The sequence below is a fragment of the Caulobacter sp. CCNWLW153 genome (assembly GCF_036889365.1).
In the GTDB taxonomy this organism is placed as follows: Bacteria; Pseudomonadota; Alphaproteobacteria; order Caulobacterales; family Caulobacteraceae; genus Caulobacter; species Caulobacter radicis.
Window position 1 is genome coordinate 522,690 of record NZ_JBAKFV010000001.1, and the last position, 14,977, is coordinate 537,666.

General features: G+C 68.9%; 25 protein-coding genes. 22 read left to right on the plus strand and 3 right to left on the minus strand.

All coding sequences use genetic code 11. From position 1 onward, the window contains the following. Window positions 1-25 precede the first annotated feature (25 nt). A complete protein-coding gene (locus V6S85_RS02285) occupies window positions 26-280 on the plus strand; it encodes a hypothetical protein (RefSeq protein WP_334347881.1) in 255 nt (84 codons plus the stop codon). Window position 281: 1 nt separating this feature from the next. Here V6S85_RS02285 and V6S85_RS02290 read toward each other — a convergent pair whose 3' ends face one another. From V6S85_RS02290 to V6S85_RS02300, 3 genes are all read right to left on the minus strand, one after another. After that, a complete protein-coding gene (locus V6S85_RS02290; RefSeq protein WP_334347882.1) occupies window positions 282-416 on the minus strand; it encodes a hypothetical protein in 135 nt (44 codons plus the stop codon). Window positions 417-575: 159 nt separating this feature from the next. Continuing rightward, the gene (locus V6S85_RS02295) at window positions 576-857 is read right to left on the minus strand and encodes a hypothetical protein (RefSeq protein WP_334347883.1); all 282 of its coding nucleotides are present in this window, start codon (window positions 855-857) and stop codon (window positions 576-578) included. 130 nt (window positions 858-987) lie between these two features. Next, a complete protein-coding gene (locus V6S85_RS02300) occupies window positions 988-1,194 on the minus strand; it encodes a hypothetical protein (RefSeq protein ID WP_334347884.1) in 207 nt (68 codons plus the stop codon). Between the two features lie 44 nt (window positions 1,195-1,238). Here V6S85_RS02300 and V6S85_RS02305 point away from each other — a divergent pair, with 44 nt between their 5' ends. The 21 genes from V6S85_RS02305 (at window position 1,239) to V6S85_RS02405 (ending at window position 14,975) form a co-directional block, all read left to right on the plus strand. After that, window positions 1,239-1,628 (plus strand): hypothetical protein, encoded by a 390-nt coding sequence (locus V6S85_RS02305; protein WP_334347885.1) that lies wholly within the window; start codon window positions 1,239-1,241, stop codon window positions 1,626-1,628. After that, on the plus strand, window positions 1,615-1,779 hold the full coding sequence (locus V6S85_RS02310) for a hypothetical protein (protein ID WP_334347886.1): 165 nt from the start codon (window positions 1,615-1,617) through the stop codon (window positions 1,777-1,779). The genes V6S85_RS02305 and V6S85_RS02310 overlap by 14 nt, the downstream gene beginning before the upstream one ends. Before the next feature lie 67 nt (window positions 1,780-1,846). Next, the gene (locus tag V6S85_RS02315; RefSeq protein ID WP_334347887.1) at window positions 1,847-2,443 is read left to right on the plus strand and encodes a DUF2312 domain-containing protein; all 597 of its coding nucleotides are present in this window, start codon (window positions 1,847-1,849) and stop codon (window positions 2,441-2,443) included. Next, window positions 2,440-3,378 carry an ATP-binding protein gene (locus V6S85_RS02320; protein WP_334347888.1) on the plus strand — a complete coding sequence of 313 codons (939 nt, stop codon included), beginning with the start codon at window positions 2,440-2,442 and terminating at the stop codon, window positions 3,376-3,378. The genes V6S85_RS02315 and V6S85_RS02320 overlap by 4 nt, the downstream gene beginning before the upstream one ends. Before the next feature lie 3 nt (window positions 3,379-3,381). Beyond that, on the plus strand, window positions 3,382-3,711 hold the full coding sequence (locus V6S85_RS02325; RefSeq protein ID WP_334347889.1) for a hypothetical protein: 330 nt from the start codon (window positions 3,382-3,384) through the stop codon (window positions 3,709-3,711). After that, complete coding sequence (locus V6S85_RS02330; protein ID WP_334347891.1) at window positions 3,708-4,175, plus strand: DUF1064 domain-containing protein; 468 nt, start codon at window positions 3,708-3,710, stop codon at window positions 4,173-4,175. Before V6S85_RS02325 ends, V6S85_RS02330 begins: the two co-directional genes overlap by 4 nt. 2 nt (window positions 4,176-4,177) lie before the next feature. Next, window positions 4,178-4,492 (plus strand): hypothetical protein, encoded by a 315-nt coding sequence (locus V6S85_RS02335; protein WP_334347892.1) that lies wholly within the window; start codon window positions 4,178-4,180, stop codon window positions 4,490-4,492. A 2-nt stretch (window positions 4,493-4,494) separates the two neighbouring features. Then, a complete protein-coding gene (locus V6S85_RS02340) occupies window positions 4,495-5,268 on the plus strand; it encodes a GcrA family cell cycle regulator (protein ID WP_334347893.1) in 774 nt (257 codons plus the stop codon). Further along, entirely contained in the window at window positions 5,268-5,510 is a 243-nt protein-coding gene (locus V6S85_RS02345) for a hypothetical protein (RefSeq protein WP_334347894.1), read from the plus strand. The genes V6S85_RS02340 and V6S85_RS02345 overlap by 1 nt, the downstream gene beginning before the upstream one ends. Beyond that, complete coding sequence (locus V6S85_RS02350; protein ID WP_334347895.1) at window positions 5,501-5,728, plus strand: hypothetical protein; 228 nt, start codon at window positions 5,501-5,503, stop codon at window positions 5,726-5,728. The genes V6S85_RS02345 and V6S85_RS02350 overlap by 10 nt, the downstream gene beginning before the upstream one ends. Beyond that, a complete protein-coding gene (locus V6S85_RS02355; protein WP_334347896.1) occupies window positions 5,728-6,069 on the plus strand; it encodes a hypothetical protein in 342 nt (113 codons plus the stop codon). The genes V6S85_RS02350 and V6S85_RS02355 overlap by 1 nt, the downstream gene beginning before the upstream one ends. Continuing rightward, window positions 6,066-6,542: a hypothetical protein gene (locus V6S85_RS02360; RefSeq protein WP_334347897.1), complete on the plus strand. Its 477-nt coding sequence runs from the start codon at window positions 6,066-6,068 to the stop codon at window positions 6,540-6,542. The genes V6S85_RS02355 and V6S85_RS02360 overlap by 4 nt, the downstream gene beginning before the upstream one ends. Before the next feature lie 89 nt (window positions 6,543-6,631). Further along, window positions 6,632-8,077 (plus strand): replicative DNA helicase, encoded by a 1,446-nt coding sequence (locus V6S85_RS02365; protein WP_334348110.1) that lies wholly within the window; start codon window positions 6,632-6,634, stop codon window positions 8,075-8,077. A gap of 14 nt (window positions 8,078-8,091) precedes the next feature. Further along, a complete protein-coding gene (locus V6S85_RS02370; protein ID WP_334347898.1) occupies window positions 8,092-9,297 on the plus strand; it encodes a hypothetical protein in 1,206 nt (401 codons plus the stop codon). Further along, entirely contained in the window at window positions 9,294-10,523 is a 1,230-nt protein-coding gene (locus tag V6S85_RS02375; protein ID WP_334347899.1) for a phosphoadenosine phosphosulfate reductase domain-containing protein, read from the plus strand. The genes V6S85_RS02370 and V6S85_RS02375 overlap by 4 nt, the downstream gene beginning before the upstream one ends. Beyond that, window positions 10,520-10,813, plus strand: coding sequence for a hypothetical protein (locus V6S85_RS02380; RefSeq protein ID WP_334347901.1), 294 nt, complete (start codon window positions 10,520-10,522; stop codon window positions 10,811-10,813). Before V6S85_RS02375 ends, V6S85_RS02380 begins: the two co-directional genes overlap by 4 nt. Further along, window positions 10,810-11,718: a hypothetical protein gene (locus tag V6S85_RS02385; protein ID WP_334347902.1), complete on the plus strand. Its 909-nt coding sequence runs from the start codon at window positions 10,810-10,812 to the stop codon at window positions 11,716-11,718. The genes V6S85_RS02380 and V6S85_RS02385 overlap by 4 nt, the downstream gene beginning before the upstream one ends. Further along, window positions 11,715-11,936: a hypothetical protein gene (locus V6S85_RS02390; RefSeq protein ID WP_334347903.1), complete on the plus strand. Its 222-nt coding sequence runs from the start codon at window positions 11,715-11,717 to the stop codon at window positions 11,934-11,936. The genes V6S85_RS02385 and V6S85_RS02390 overlap by 4 nt, the downstream gene beginning before the upstream one ends. 159 nt (window positions 11,937-12,095) lie before the next feature. Beyond that, entirely contained in the window at window positions 12,096-12,839 is a 744-nt protein-coding gene (locus tag V6S85_RS02395) for a hypothetical protein (RefSeq protein ID WP_334347904.1), read from the plus strand. After that, window positions 12,787-14,766, plus strand: coding sequence for a terminase gpA endonuclease subunit (locus V6S85_RS02400; protein ID WP_334347905.1), 1,980 nt, complete (start codon window positions 12,787-12,789; stop codon window positions 14,764-14,766). The genes V6S85_RS02395 and V6S85_RS02400 overlap by 53 nt, the downstream gene beginning before the upstream one ends. Then, a complete protein-coding gene (locus tag V6S85_RS02405) occupies window positions 14,763-14,975 on the plus strand; it encodes a phage head-tail joining protein (RefSeq protein WP_334347906.1) in 213 nt (70 codons plus the stop codon). Before V6S85_RS02400 ends, V6S85_RS02405 begins: the two co-directional genes overlap by 4 nt. Window positions 14,976-14,977 lie beyond the last annotated feature (2 nt).

A 14,977-nucleotide genomic window follows, 5' to 3' on the forward strand; every position in this document is an offset into this window, starting at 1 on the left:
GTAGGAAAGATACAGATCGTGCTCGATGCGCACCCATACAGACATCATCGCTGACGCTGGTGGCCCAACGCGCCTGGCCAGATCGATAAGCACGACCGCTGCGGTGGTTGACGCCGGGCTCGTGGCTGCATGGAAGCGCGAGGAGAGCATCCCGCCCGCGTACTGGCCCAGGATTGTCGCGGCCGAAATCGCCACGCTTGAAGAGTTGGCGCACGCCGCTGAAGCGCGCAAATTCCCAGCGCTGGCCGCAGAGCGGGCTGCTGCCCAGGTGGCAGCATGACCTACGCCGCCAGCACCGCGCACGCTCGGCAATTGTCGCACTTGGCTTCGATCCAGCGCCGCTCGATCTCGTCGGGCGTCAGGAAGAACTCGCCTTCGCGCCGCTTGGGCGGCTTCAGCTGCTTGAGCCGCTTCATGGTCTTGCGGCGACACTTCTCCGGCTTCGCAGGCGCGAGCTGGATCGGCGGCGCAGTACGCGCGCCGCTGGAACGAGAGACAAACACAGTAAACCCCCACTTGAGGGGTCTTACCTATGCACTCAACCCCGCCGACCGCAAGGTCGAGCTTGGGTTGTTTTACTCGCTGCGTCGTTTTCGCGCAGATGCGCGCGCCCGCACCCTTACGCTCGCCTCGCGCAGCCAGTCCTCGGCGTCCTGCCTGACCTGCTCGCGTTCCTCGTCGGTCCATGCCGGCCGCAGCACGTGCACGCGGCCCTCGTCGATCTCGGTTTCCAGGACCATCAGCTGGTCGAGCACCTTGTTGACGTACCCGGGCTTGCGCAGTTCGCCCACGGTCAGCATCGCCTCGATCAAGAGGTCGGCGCGCGTCAGCGGCGTCGGCTTCGGTGGGGCGCTCATGCCCGCCCCGCGTAACAGCACGCAACGCGATAGCGTTACAACGCAGGGTCAATCTGCGGCGAAATATCACGGATATCCCTACGTTTTCAGCACGTTGATGGGGGAAATTCCCGTCTCGGTCGACGTAGGGTCATCGGTCTCGCGCGGGGCGATTATCCCCCCCGCCGCGCGCGAAGTCGGGGGCGGCGCGTGCGTTGGCCGCCCCCGACACCTCGATTTCGATCAGCAGGCTGACGGTCAGTTTCAGGCCCTGGGCGCTGTAGAGCGGCACGCCGGCCGCGCGGGCGTTGGCGCGCGCCAGGCGGATCACGCTCGTCTCGCGGGTGGTCGTCTTCATCGGCTTCTCCCCGCGGCCCCCCGTGGGCCGGTCAGGAGGGCAGGATGAACAGCGCCCTGACCAAAGTCAGGCCCCTGGATCGCCCCGAAACCGGTCTGCCGGCGCGCCTGGCCGAGTTCCTGCGCGCCCAGCATCCGCACCACACCGTCAAGGCCGTGATGAGCGCCCTGGCCGCCGTCGGCGAGCACGTAGGCGCCGACACCGTCAAGAACTGGGTGGGCGGCGAGAAGTGGCCCACCTGGCCCTCGCACCTTGAGGCCCTGCTGCGCGCCTATGGCGCCGACCTGGCGGACGCCGTCTTCGGGCCCAGCGTGCTCGACGCAATCGAATTGGAAGCCCGGGCCCTCGCCACTGAGCGGCGGCGCCTGGCCGAGCGCGAGGCCCACCTGGCGGCCGCGCGCCAGAACCGGAGGCAGTTCCTTGGGAAAGCTTGAACACGCGGCCCTGACGGCCTGGGCGCTGATGCTGGAGGCGCTGGACGCCGTCGGCGAGGCCATCGGCTGGGACGCCCTGGTCGACTGGTCGAACGACCGCTGGGTCGAGACGGCCAAGCGCCTGGATCGAAAACTGAACGGCGCCGAATAGGCGCCGCCTGACGGACGAGACCGCCTCCGGGAAGCGCGGTCGGGGTTGAAAGGGAAGGGGGCACGCGGTGGCCAACCGTAATCCGCTTGAGGCGGTGATTGCCGACATCGAAGACCTGGAAGCTGAGAAGGCCCAGATCGATGAACAGATCCGCGAACGCAAGAAGCAAGCCAAGCAGGACGGCTTCTCGCTGAAGATGATCAACCGGGTGCTCAAGCGCCGGAAGATGACCGAGGAACAGCGGTCCGAAGAGGACGCGCTGTTGCAAATCTACGAGGGCGCGCTGGGCATGTTGGGCGGTACTCCGCTCGGCGAGGCTGCATTGCGCCGTCTGTCGCAGCAACGAGCTGAACGCGCGGACGACGATACGCCGGACATGTTCGAGCCCGAGCCCGCTGGCGCGCCTGCCGCTGGCGGGGGCGCGGAAGGCCATCTGGACGACACTGTCGAGGTGGCCCGGCAGAAGGGCGCCGACGCGGCCAAGGCCGGTATCCCGGTGACCGGGAACCCCTATCCGCCGCGGACGCCGCAGCGCGCCGGCTGGGATGAGGCCTGGTGCCAAGCCCTGGGTAGCGACGGGATGGACCTGCCGGCCGCGTGGCGTCCGAACCCCAAGCCCAAGAAGGGCAAGGAAGATGACGGCGAAGCGGGCGGCGAAGAATGAGACAGCCGGCTCGCCCCGATGCTAGCCGAGCGGCCCAGGGCCGCGCCGGCGCCGATGATCCGTACAAGACGTTCGAGAAGTACGGCGTCGTGAAAATGCCGGACGAAAGCGAACCGCCGATCCTCACGCCGGCGACGCGTGCGGCGCTCGCCGTGTGGATGATGGAGCTGAACTACAGCCGGGAGCTCGAGGCTGTCGGTGTGAAGCCGCGTATGCGCGCGATGCTGGAGGGGCCGCCAGGCACAGGCAAGACGACGCTTGCGCACCACATCGCCGCGCGCCTGGGCATCCCGCTGGTGATCATCGAGATTTCCAGCCTGATCACCGGCATCGTCGGCTCGACCGGTAACAACATCGGCGCGGTGTTTTCTGCTGCTCGTAAGCTGGAAGGCAACGTTGCGCTCTTCTTCGACGAGATCGACTCGATCGGCGCCGCACGAAATAGCGATGGCTCGTCGGCGGGGCAGGAGCGGAACAACACGGTGATCTCGCTGATCCAGATGCTGGATCGGTATGACGCCATGCTGTTCGCCGCGACGAACCGACCCGAGGCGATCGATGCTGCAATCTGGCGGCGGTTCGAAATGCAGATCACGGTCGGTCTTCCTGGGACGGCCGAGCGCTTCGCCATCGTCAAGCGCTACCTCCATCCGTTCGACCTGCCCGATGAGGACGTTGCGGCGCTAGCCGCCGCCTTGGAAGGCGCTGCGCCGGCGTTGATCAAGAACGTGATCGAGCAGGTCAAGCGCGAGCTGGTCCTAGCTCCCCGCACACAAGCTGCTGCGGACCTGCCGTCGATCCTGGGCCGGGTCATCGTGTCGTGCCAGCCGGCGGAAGACATGCCATCGCCGCCACTATGGTCGCGAACGGATCGAACCCTAGCCGAGCTGGAAGCCCTTTCTTGGCCGCCGGTCCTGACCAAGAAGGCCGGGTAGGCCATGGCTCGGGGGCGTCAACCTAACCTGCTGGACCTGATGGGCGCTGGCGCCTATCCGGCCCAGCCCGGCCACAAGGCCCGTGCGACCAGCGCCGAGGCCGCGCGGGGCATCGCGCCGCGGGTGAAGAGCCTGCGCGAGCGCGTGCTGGACGCCATCAAGGTTCGCCCCGGCACGCCAGAACAGATCGCCCATCGGATCGGCGAGCCGCTGATGAACGTGCGCCCGCGCTGCAGCGAGTTGGCGCGTCAGGGCCTAATCAGGGACAGCCAGGCCCGCGCCGACGCCATGGGCGGCCGCAAGGCCATCGTCTGGATGGCGGTGGTCCAATGAGCAAGGCTCCGCTTCGCGTCGCCGCCAGCTCGCGCCTGGCCAAGAACGCGGTGGCCCAGCTGATGGCCGCCAGCACGGGGGACAAGGGCCGGCGCGCGTTCACGACGCTGGCCGGGCTCGAGGAGGGCTCACCAAAGCCGTCGAAGTACCGGAACCGGCCGCTGAAGGTGGACGGCGTGCATTTCGCCAGCCGCCGCGAGTTCAAGCGGTGGAACGCCCTGTCGATGCGCCAGCGCCTGGGCGAGATCCGCGAGCTGCGCCGGCAGGTGCGGTTCGACCTCGTCGTCAACGGCAAGCACATCGCCGCCTACGTGGCCGACCACGTCTACGAGGAGCGGTCGGGCGGGGCCTGGGTGCAGGTCGTCGAGGACGTGAAGCCCGACGGCGATTTCCGTCTGCGTGAGTACGAGATCAAGCGCGACCTGATGCTCGCGCTCCACAACATCACCATTCGCGAGGTCTGAAGATGGCGCTGAAGCTACCGCCTGAAGAGATCCCGACTGCCGACGCGATCGCCGCGGCGGTGGTCGCCGTGGCCAAGGTCACCAAGGAAGACCCCTTGGCGATTGGCCCCGGGGTTCTGCGCCCGCGCCTGACCTGGCCGGTGCTGAAGGCCCTGAAAATCTACTACGCCGCCGTCTCCCTGAACCGCCTGGGCTCGTACCTCGGCGTCGACAGCAACGCATCCCCGCGGCTGGCCGGCGCCGAGAAGGGCAGCTGGTGGCCGGTGTTCGGCGCCCAAGGTTTCGAAGCGGCCTGCGCCGCCCTGGAGAACTTCTGATCATGGCTCTGTCCGAAGAGCAAAAGGCCAAGGCCAAAACGCTGTGGCTTGCCGGATACTCGGCCAATCAGTGCGCCGCCGCGATCGGCCGCGGCGTTACCCGCAACCAGGTGATCGGCGTGATCCATCGCGCCGGCCTGGCTCGCGACCCGACGTCGGCGAGCCGGGCGGTGGCCCCGATCGAACAGGCCGACGCGCTGCCGATCGCCGTCTCGGCGCCACGCCAGATCGCCGCCCTGTCGCGGCCAATGCCGGAGCTGCCGCAACCGCGCTGGGGCAAGGGCGGGCATTTGCGCGACGGCGAAAGCCCGGCAGCGCGGTCGCCCAAGCGGGCGCCGAAGGCGGCCAAGGCCCCCGCGCCCAAGCCGCGCCTGGTTGTGCACAACGACCGGCCCGACGCGGCCGCGCCGGCCGATCCGCTGGAGATCGTGCAGGTTATCCGCACCAAGCCGGTGGCCGAGGTGGAGGTCGACGACGTGGTGACCGGTCGCGACCAGGGCGGCGACACGGCCGGCGCTGTGCTGACGCTGGAGCGCAGCCATTGCCGGTGGCCGATCGGCGACCCGGGCAAGGCGGGGTTCAAGTTCTGCTGCAGGCCCAAGATGGACGACGCCAAGCCCTACTGCGCCACGCACGCCGGCATCGCCTATGTGAAGCCCCCGTCGTCGGACAGGCGCAACTCGCTGTTGGGCCGGCTGATGCGCGAGGCCGCGGCCGCCTACAAGAAGGCCGAGGCACCCAAGCACCCGAAGAACAGCTTCGGAGGCTTCGTCTGATGGCGGCCACCTGGAAGGTCGAGGACTTCCTGAAGGGGCGGTCCCTGAGCGGCGAGGCGCCGACCCTGGTCAAGGCGCGCGAGGCCGCCCGCAAGGTGGTCGACGGCCTGGGGCGCCAGGATCTGAGAGGGGTCCTGGCCACGGTCACCAGCGGCAAGAAGCTGTGGAACCTCAAGGCCACGGCGTCATCGCTGCGCGGCCGCTTCGCCTACGACTGGGAAGAGGTCGCCCCGTGCACCTGATCCCCACGCACGAAGCCCAGGCGGCCGCGGACAAGGTCACCAACGAACTCTGCGTGACCCTGGCCGCCGCCAACGGCCTGGCCCAGGCCGAGACCATCATCGTGGTGTGGCTGAACGCCTTCGCCGGCTCGCTGGCGATGCTGCGCGGCCCCGACACCGCCTCTGAACACCTCTATCAAATCGCCGACGGCATGGTCGTCGGCGGCAAGGCCAGCTGATGACCCTGACCGCTATCCTTCTGGGCGATCCCGCGCCCAACCGCCTCGAGCGCGCCGAGGCCCGCCGCCTAGCCATCCTGGACAAGCGCGGCATTCGCCAAGATCCGCCAGCGGAACGCCGCCGGCGCCTGCTGGCCCACGTGGTCGCGTCGGCCGTACCGGTGACGCTGACCGATATCTGCGACGAGATCGGGCTGGGCTACGGCGACGCGCGAGATCACGCAAAGGCGCTGACCGACGAAGGCGCGCTGACCTTCATCAACGGCGAGGGGCCCCAGGCGGCCAGCAAGTTCTTCTCGGCCACCCCGAAAGGTCGGATGACCGTGGAGAGCTGGGCGTGACCCTGGCTGTGCTGTCACATCGTCTGCTGGCCAACGACCGCGTGCTGATCACGCTGGTGGGCGAGGGCGGCCAGACCGTGACGGCCACGGTGGCCGGGTCCTACATGCGCGCCAAGGCGTGGGGTCTGTTGGCGGATCTGGATCCGGCCGGCGTCGTGGACGCCGCCCTTGGTCAGCGCAGCGCGGTCGTCCCGGCCGATCGCGTGGGCCTGTCCCTCGCATCGAAAATCACGGTGGCGCTGCGGGACGGCGCGATGACGAACCGGGGCCTGCGCCGCGCGATCGGTGGCGACGTCACGGCGCGGCAGATCAACCTTCGGGCCCACGAACTGATCCGGCGAGGCCTGGCTTGCCGCGCCGACGCGGACGCCGGTCCGGGGTTCGCGGCGCTCTACGACCTGACTGCGGCTGGCCGGGCCCGCGCGGAACAGCTGGCCCCGGGGCTCGCTCCCGTTCGCGGGGCGGCGGCATGACCTTCCACGACCCCCATGCTCGTCGCGGCGACGCGCGCGGCATCGTGCCGGCCCTGGATCTGACCGACGGCCACGGCCTGGGCCAGCCGATGAGCGGTCAGGACACGCCGATCCGCGCCGCGCCCCATAGCCTGGACGCCGAACAGGCGCTGCTGGGCGTGCTGCTCTACGACAACGCCGCGTTCGAATATGTGGGCGGGCTGCAGGGCGCGCACTTCTACGAGCCATTCCACGGCCGGCTGTTCGACGCGATCGCGGCCGCCATCGTCAAGGGCGGCATGGCCGACCCGATCCTGATGGACACCAAGTTCGGCGGCGACCTTGCCTATGCCGAACTGAGCGGCCTGCGCTACCTGGCTGACCTCGTCGACCGCGCGCCCCCGGCGGCGAACATCCGCGACTATGCCGCCGTGGTCATGGACCTTGGCCTGAAGCGGATGCTGATCCGGGCCGCGGGCGAGATCGCTTTCGAGGCGGGCGACCCTGACGCTCCCGGCTCGGCGGCCGATCAACTGGCCCATGCCGAACAGCGCCTCTACGCCATCGCCGAGCGCGGGGTGGAGCAGGGCGGCGCCCAGGGCTTTGGCCACTACCTCACCGGCGCGCTGGAGCGGGCGGCCGAGGCCATGGCCCGCGACGGCGGCCTGGCCGGCATCGCCACGTGCCTGACCGATCTCGACGCCAAGGTCGGCGGCCTGATCCCGTCCGATCTGATCGTGCTTGCCGGTCGTCCGGCCATGGGCAAGACGGCGCTGGCGACGAACATCGCCTTCAACATCGCCCGCCGCTACGCCTATGAGCGCCAGCCGGACGGCGCGCACAAGACCGTCGATGGCGGCCGGGTGCTGTTCTACTCGCTGGAAATGAGCGGCGAGCAGCTGGCGCTGCGGATCCTGGCGTCCGCCGCCAGGGTCTCGGGCGACAAGTTGCGCAAGGGCGAGATCGACCCCTCGGCGTTCGGCAGGGTTCGGGACGCTGCGGTCGAGCTGCAAGAGATCCCGCTGTCGATCGACGCCACTGGCGGGCTGAGCCTGGCCAAGCTGGTCGCCAGGGCCCGGCGCATGAAGCGCCGCCAGGGCCTGGACCTGATCGTCGTGGACTATCTGCAACTGATCGACGCTGGTCTGTCGTCGGGCGCCAACCGCGTCCAGGAGCTGACGGTGATCACCGTGGGCCTGAAGGCCCTGGCCAAGGAGCTGGACTGCCCGATCATCGCCCTGTCGCAGCTGTCGCGGAAGGTCGAGGAACGGGAGGACAAGCGCCCCCAGCTGGCCGACCTGCGGGAGTCCGGATCGATCGAGCAGGACGCCGACCAGGTGTGGTTCGTCTTCCGGCCCGAATACTACCACGCCGCCCGCGAGCCGCGCGAAGGCACGGCCGAGCACCTGGAATGGCTGGCCGAGCTGGAACGCATCGCCGGCCTGGCCGACGTCATCATCGCCAAGCAGCGCCACGGCCCGACCGGGACCGTGCAGCTGTCGTTCGACGGCGACACCACCACCTTTTCCAACCTTTCCCGGGATCGACGCCCGTAACGGGGAACCTGACCATGACGCTTACCCAGTATCCACCGCCCCTCACGCCCGCCGGCAGCAACATCAAGGACTGGCCGTCCATGCTGGTCGACGTCGCCCGCCTGCGCGACAGCGGCATCGCCAGCCACGAAGACCCCGAGGTCTTCCGCACCTCGTTCATGCTGTGGTGCGCCTCGTGGCATCAGACGCCGGTGGCGTCGCTGAAGGACGACGACGCGGAGCTGGCCAAGCTGGCCGGGTTCGGCCGGGGAGGGCGGGCGGCGTGGCTGGCCGTGCGCGACGAGGTGCTGAAGGCCTTCGTTCGTTGCGACGACGGCCGGCTTTATCACCCGGTCGTCGCCGAGAAAGGCCTGGAGGTCTGGATCAGCAAGCTGATGCGCCGCCGCGCCGGCGCGCGCGGCAACAACAGCCAGGGCAAGGCCGTCGCCCTGGGCTTCGCGGCCGTTCATCAGGATCTGGGCGAGGCGGCCGCCTGCCTGCGGGCGCTGAACCCCCAGGCCGAGATCCTGGCCAAGGAAGCGGTGGCCGAGGCCATGGCCGATTTCGACGCCCTGAAGGTCGCCCCAGGAACGGATGGTGAACGCATTGCGTCCGATCCGGTGACGCATTGCGTCACGCATAGCGTCGAGACTGCGTCACCCAATGCCGACGCATTGCGAACGCAAGAGAAGAGAAGAGAAGATATATCCCCCCTACCCCCCTTGGAGGGGGGCGATCGCGAAGCGTCTCGTTTCGAGGAGGGATGGGCGCTCTACCCCGAGAGCGGGCGAGCCTCTGCCGACCTCGCCAAGGCGCGGAAGGCCTGGGACGCGGCCGCCGGCGAGGCGGGCGAGGCGGCCCTGGTCGAGATCATCCGCAAGTACGCCGCCAGCGAGTACGCCCGCCACAGTGGCGGCGCCCGGGTGCCGGCGTTCCAGCGCTGGCTGGCGTCGGGCAAGTGGCGAAACTGGCTGGCCAGCCCCGCGGCCCCGCCGTCGGGATGGGCGGGCCCGGCTGATCTGCGCGAGGCGATCATCGCCAAGCAGGCCGAGCGGCGCGGCCGCGTCGACGCCGAGGCCTGGGCCCGAACCTGGATCGATGCGGCCACCAGCTGGAGCGAGGTCCCCAAGGCGATCGTGTGCCGTTCGGGCGCCGTCGAGAAGCGGCTGTCGCCGATCATCGGCCAGCTGCTGCGCGAGCGTGGCGTTCAGCTGCTGCTGACTACGTCTGAGGCGGCATGAGCGTCCGGCAAGCCGATCTCCTCGCCGGCGGGCCCAGGATGCCCGTCGGCGACGCCGCCACCATGACCCTCGCATCGCTGCAGCAGTACGGCCCCGAGCACGACCACTGGGCGGTGGCCTGGTCGGGCGGCAAGGACAGCACGGCCCTGCTGACGCTGCTGATCCACTTCCTCGAGACCGGCCAGCTGCAGCGGCCTACGTCGCTGACGGTGTTCTACGCCGACACCCGGATGGAGCTGCCGCCGCTGCAGGCGGCCGCGCTGCTGATCATCGCGCGGCTTCGGGAGCTGGGCGTTGTCGTCGAGGTCGTCATGGCCCCGATGGACAAGCGCTTCCTGGTCTACATGCTGGGCCGAGGCGTGCCGCCGCCCAACAACAACACGCTTCGCTGGTGCACCCGTCAGATCAAGGTCGACCCGATGGCCGAGGCGATCGGCGCGCGGGTCGCCCAGATCGAGGGCAACGTGCTGATGCTGACCGGCGTGCGGCAGGGCGAGAGCGCCGTTCGCGACGCCAGGATCGCCCTGTCGTGCTCCAAGGACGGGGGCGAATGCGGCCAGGGCTGGTATCAGCAGGTGCTGCCCAGCGCCAAGGGCGTTCGCGGCCGGATCGCGACCTTGGCGCCGCTGCTGCACTGGCGCGTCTGCGGGGTGTGGGACTGGCTGAAAATCTTCGCGCCGATGGCCGAATACGGCGCCTGGCCGACGCGGATCCTGGCCGATGCCTACGGCGGCGACGAGGCCGAGGAGGTCAACGCCCGCACCGGCTGTATCGGTTGCCCGCTGGCCAGCCAGGACAAGGCGTTGTCGGCGATCGTCGACATGCCGGGCTGGGAGCACATGCGCCCGCTGCTGCGGATCCGGCCGATCTACCGCGAACTGCGCCAGCCACACCGCCGGCTGAAGAAGACCGGCTTCACGGCTGATGGCGCGGTGGCCACGGCCAAGAACAAGCAGCGCATGGGCCCGCTGACACTCGACGCGCGCACCTGGGCGCTGGGCGAGCTGCTGGCCATCCAGGAAGAGGTAAACACCGCGGCGGCCGCGCTTGGTCGACCGGGCGTCGATTTCCTCAACTCCGAGGAGGTAGCCAGGATCCGCGAACTGGTGGCCGATGAAACCTGGCCAAACGGTTGGGACGGGGATGAGCCGACGGCCGATACCCCGATGGACGCCGTTTATCCGGATGGGGCCGTGCAGCCGCTGCTGAGTGGAGTGTTCGCGTGATCCGCCCAGGCTTTGGCGAGTGCATGGTGCTGGACTGCCGGCGCACCGGACGTCCAGCCACCGAGGGGCGGTCATTCGTCTGCGACCAGCACATGAAGGCGGCCGGCAAGCCCCAGCGGGCGGCGCTGGCCGCCGCCGCGGCGCGGGTCCGGCGGCTGCGGCCCAGCGCCATGCTGCATGACCGCCAGCGGGCGGAAATGGCCGAGCATTCGGCCTGGTGGGATCTGGTCAGGGATCTGCGGCAGCGGTGCGGCGTGAAGGACGCCGAGAGTTCCAGGAGTGAGGCGTGAAGGGTTCGGGGCGCGTTCCGCTGTTCAAGGCGGGCTACGAGGGCGAGCGGGACGAGCGGGTGGGCTACTTTCCCGGGCGCGGCCAGGCCGTGCCCGAGGAAGGCGCGTTCGAGGCCCTGGAGCAGCGGATCCAGCGCGCCATGCTGACCCTGACGTTCCAGGCCGGCGACGGCCCGTCGTGGTACTCGAACGGCACTTTCTGGCCCTCCTACGTCACCGAGCTGGCCGACCGGATCGAGGCTGAGAAAGAGGCGGTCGACGAGCCGCGCCCGTATTTCAAGCCGACCGGCGGCGACATCGACGACATGCTGCCGGCGCTGGCGCTCCTCGAGGGCTTCCGCGTCGAGTATTTCCAGCTGCTCCGCTACAAGGCCAGCGACGACTTCTTCCGGGGCGGCGCGTCCTGGACGGCGCTGGGCGACGCCTTCGGCCGCAGCGACACCTGGGCCCGCGACGCCTACCGCCGGGCCATGACCCAGGCCGCCAAGCGAGCCGGCTTGATCTTCGCAGCGCCCACCGAGCACGCGGTGGTGGCGGTGGCGGTCATGCTGGAGGGCGTGGCCCACACCTGGATCGGCGCCAGCGCCGACGCCAAGCAGACGCTCTACGACCTGCGGGCCAAGAACCTCGTTCCGATCGTCGACGCCTTCGCGGTCTGGGCGTCGGATCGGGCGACGGCGCGGTCCATCCTGGATCTGGTGAAGGGCGCGCACGCCGGCGACCACGTGCGGGGCGGCTGGCACCGCGTCGACCCATTCACCATGGACGCGACGATCATGGGCAAGGCCGAGGAGCTGGGCGCGGCCTGGCGGATGGAGACGCTGGAAAGCGTGACCGTCGAGGTGCGCACCCGGGTGATCATCACCCATGATGGCGAGGACATCAGCGTGGAGACGGCGACGTGAAGACCGAATGGAAGAAGCTGGCGACCGGCGACTGGCACTACATGGTCGACGGCGTGCGTGGCGGTGCGGTGGTCTTCCAGGATCTCGGCGACGGGAAGACCTGGTACAGCGTGTCGAGCGCGCTGGAGCACGATGCCACGCCCGGGAAGCTGGCCGAGTGCAAGCGCAGGCTGGAGAGGCTGTGGGCTGAGCGCCTGGCCGATGGCGGCGGCGGGTGAGCGCCGCGAAAGAGGGGGGCGGTCGTCGGCGCGACGCCGCAAACCCAAGAAACGGGGTCCGAAAAACTATTAGATTGACGAACCGCCCAAAACGCCTGATTCGCGAATTAGTGGTTCGGAGCTGCGCCCCCTGGGGCGTGCGAGCCGGGAGGGCATGAGTTGGCCCCGCGGCGGAACCCCAAGAAGCGCCCATCGACGAAGCGAACCGACCTGCCAGTGGCGGGCGGCGATCTCGTACCCGCCGCCGAGTACGCGCGGCGGGTCGGGGTCGTCAAAAGCCGCATGTCCGCCTGGTTTGGCCAGGGGATGCCCTACGTCGACGGGAAAGACGAACACGGACGGATCTGCAAGCTGGTGCGGCTTGCGCAGGCGGACGCCTGGCGCATGGCCAACACCGAGGTGCGGGCGGATTCATCTGGCAGGCTGCGCGGCCTGGAAATGGCCTCCGAACCTTCGGGGGCACAGCCAGAGCCCGCACCGCTGCCGGAGGCGAAGGGCGTGTCGCCTCCGGCGGGGAAGGCGAGGGGAAGCGGCGCATTACCGGCCGCTTCCTCCGCCGGTTCTACCGATCCTTTCCAGGCGATGCAGATCCGCATCGCCGAGGCCAAAGCCCTGGGCGTCGAATCCGACGCCGAGAACAAGCGGCTGCGGATGCTGCAAACGCAGGGGAAGCTGCTCGACCGTGAGGCCGCCGTCGGCGCCCACAAGGCCTTCGTCACGCGCGTCGGCATCGCCATCGACCGTATGCCCAGCTCGTGCGCTGCGCTTGTCGCCGCGAGGCTGGGAGTGACCGAACACGACGTCTTCCAGGCGCTGAAGGACGTGGTGGCAACCCGGATGAGACAGACCCTTGCTCGCGACGCCCGAAGCTCCGCCGAGGCCGCCCGGCGAGCCAGGAAGTAGCGACTGGGAACACCTGCTCGGCGCTGTCGATCTGCTATGCGCAGAAGCCGAGATCATCGAACCGAAAGAGCGGCTGACGCCGCTGCAGTTCGGCACCGAGCACCGCACCTACACCAAGGAAGGCAAGGAAGACCGCTGGCGGCCCGAGGATACGCCTTGGGCCGCTGAGATCCTTGAGACGCTGGACGAGGACAGCCCTTTTCGCCGCATCGTGGCGCCGAAGGGGACGCAGCTCGGCTTCACCGAGCTTGGCCTGATCTGGGCCGGTCAGGGGATCATGCAGAGCCAGTCTCTGCTGATGATCCTGCCCACCGAGGCGATCGCCAAGCGGGTGGTCAAGACCAAGTTCCGCCCGATGCTCAAGACCACCACGGTCTTGACGGGGGCGTTCCCGGGCCGGTCGGTCGACACGTCGCTGCACTTCAGCAACGACGCTCTCGACCTGATGTTCGCGGGCTCGAACAGCCCGTCGAACTTCGCCTCGATCACCGTGGCTCGCGCCATGGGCGACGAGGTCGACCGCTGGTCCGAGGAGCTGAAGAAGGAGGGCGACCCGGTCGACCTCCTTGAGAACCGGATCGCCGAGTACGGCTTTCTCGGCAAGATGTTCCTGCCGTCGTCGCCGACGGTGGAAGGCGCCTCGATCGTCTGGCGCGAATGGCTTCAGTCCGACCAGCGGATCTTCGAGTGCCCGTGCCCGAGCTGCGGCGTACTGCAGCAATGGCTGTGGGAGAACATGCGCTGGGAGGCCGGTTCGCCGGAAACCACGAAGCTGCGGTGCGTGGCCTGCGAAACCGAGTCGACCGAGGCGGCCTGGAAGTCGATCTGGGGTGACGGCGCCTGGCGCGCCACGGTCGCCAATCCGCTGCGGAAGGACACGGCCGGCTTTCACCTGTCGACGCTCTACGCGCGGCTGGGTCAACGCAGCTGGGCCCAGCTCGCCCAGCAGTTCGAAGCGGTGGTGGCGTCGGGCCTGTCATCGCGGATGCAGGTGTTCGTCAACACCATCCTGGGACTGCCCTGGAAGGTGAGCGAAGAGACCGTCGCCGTAGACGAGCTGCGCCAGCGTCTCGACGACAGCATGGAAAAGGGCGTCGTCCCGGCCGGTGGCCTCGTGCTGACGGCGGGCGTCGACTACCAGAAGAACCGCCTCGAGGTGTTCGTCTGGGCGTGGGCGCGCAAGCGCGAGCGTTGGCTGGTCGACAAGGTGGTCGTGCCCAGGCTGGACGCCGAAGGCAAGATGCGCGCCGCCGAGGCGATCGCCAACGACCTCAAGGCGATGGCCCTTGACCGGGCCTGGCCGCACGAGCTGGGTGGCAACCTGCGGGTCGAGTTCGCCATTCACGACGCCGGCGACAGGCCGTCGGACGTGTACGATGTGCTGGAGTTTCTGCCGGCCAGCCGCAACTGCGCTTCGAAGGGTTTCGAAGGCTGGGGCAAGCAGATCCACTTCTCGGCGCCGAAGATCATCGACGTCCACCGCGACGGCAAGGTGGTCAAGACCGGCCGCCTGCAGATGAGCATCTACACGGCCGAGGCCAAGCGCGCCTGGTACGACGACCTGCGCAGGCCGATGGCCGCAGAGGGGCCGTCGGAACGCTACGTGCACCTGCCGACCTGGGTCGACGAAGAGGAGGGCCTGCTGGCCGGCTTCGTCTCCGAGGAACTGCGCAAGTCCACCCGCGGCAAGCTGAAGTGGGACAAGGTCGTCGAGCGCAACGAGCCGCTGGACTGCGCCATCATGGGCGAGGGCGCCCGGTGGCAGCTGAAGACGCACCGCTGGAAAGAAGAAGACTGGAAGCGCCGCGAGGCGCTGGTGAACACCCGGACGCCGCCCCCGGCGCCGCAGAAACCGCAGGAAGCCCAACCGCGCCCGCAAGGGCGTGGCGGCGACTGGCTCAAAACCGATCGGAACTGGCTGGGATGACGACGACCAATTGGGACGGCGAGATCGCGGCTCTGCGCGCGATGCTGGCCTCGGGCGTGCTGAAGTCGCGCCAGGCCGACGGGAAGGAATTGACCTTCGCGACGGTCGAGGACCTTGAGCGCCGGATCAACTACCTGCGGAACCTGCAGGCCAACCCCACTGGCAAGGCCAAGTCGCGCACCGCCTATGCCTCGTTCGGGCGAGACTGATC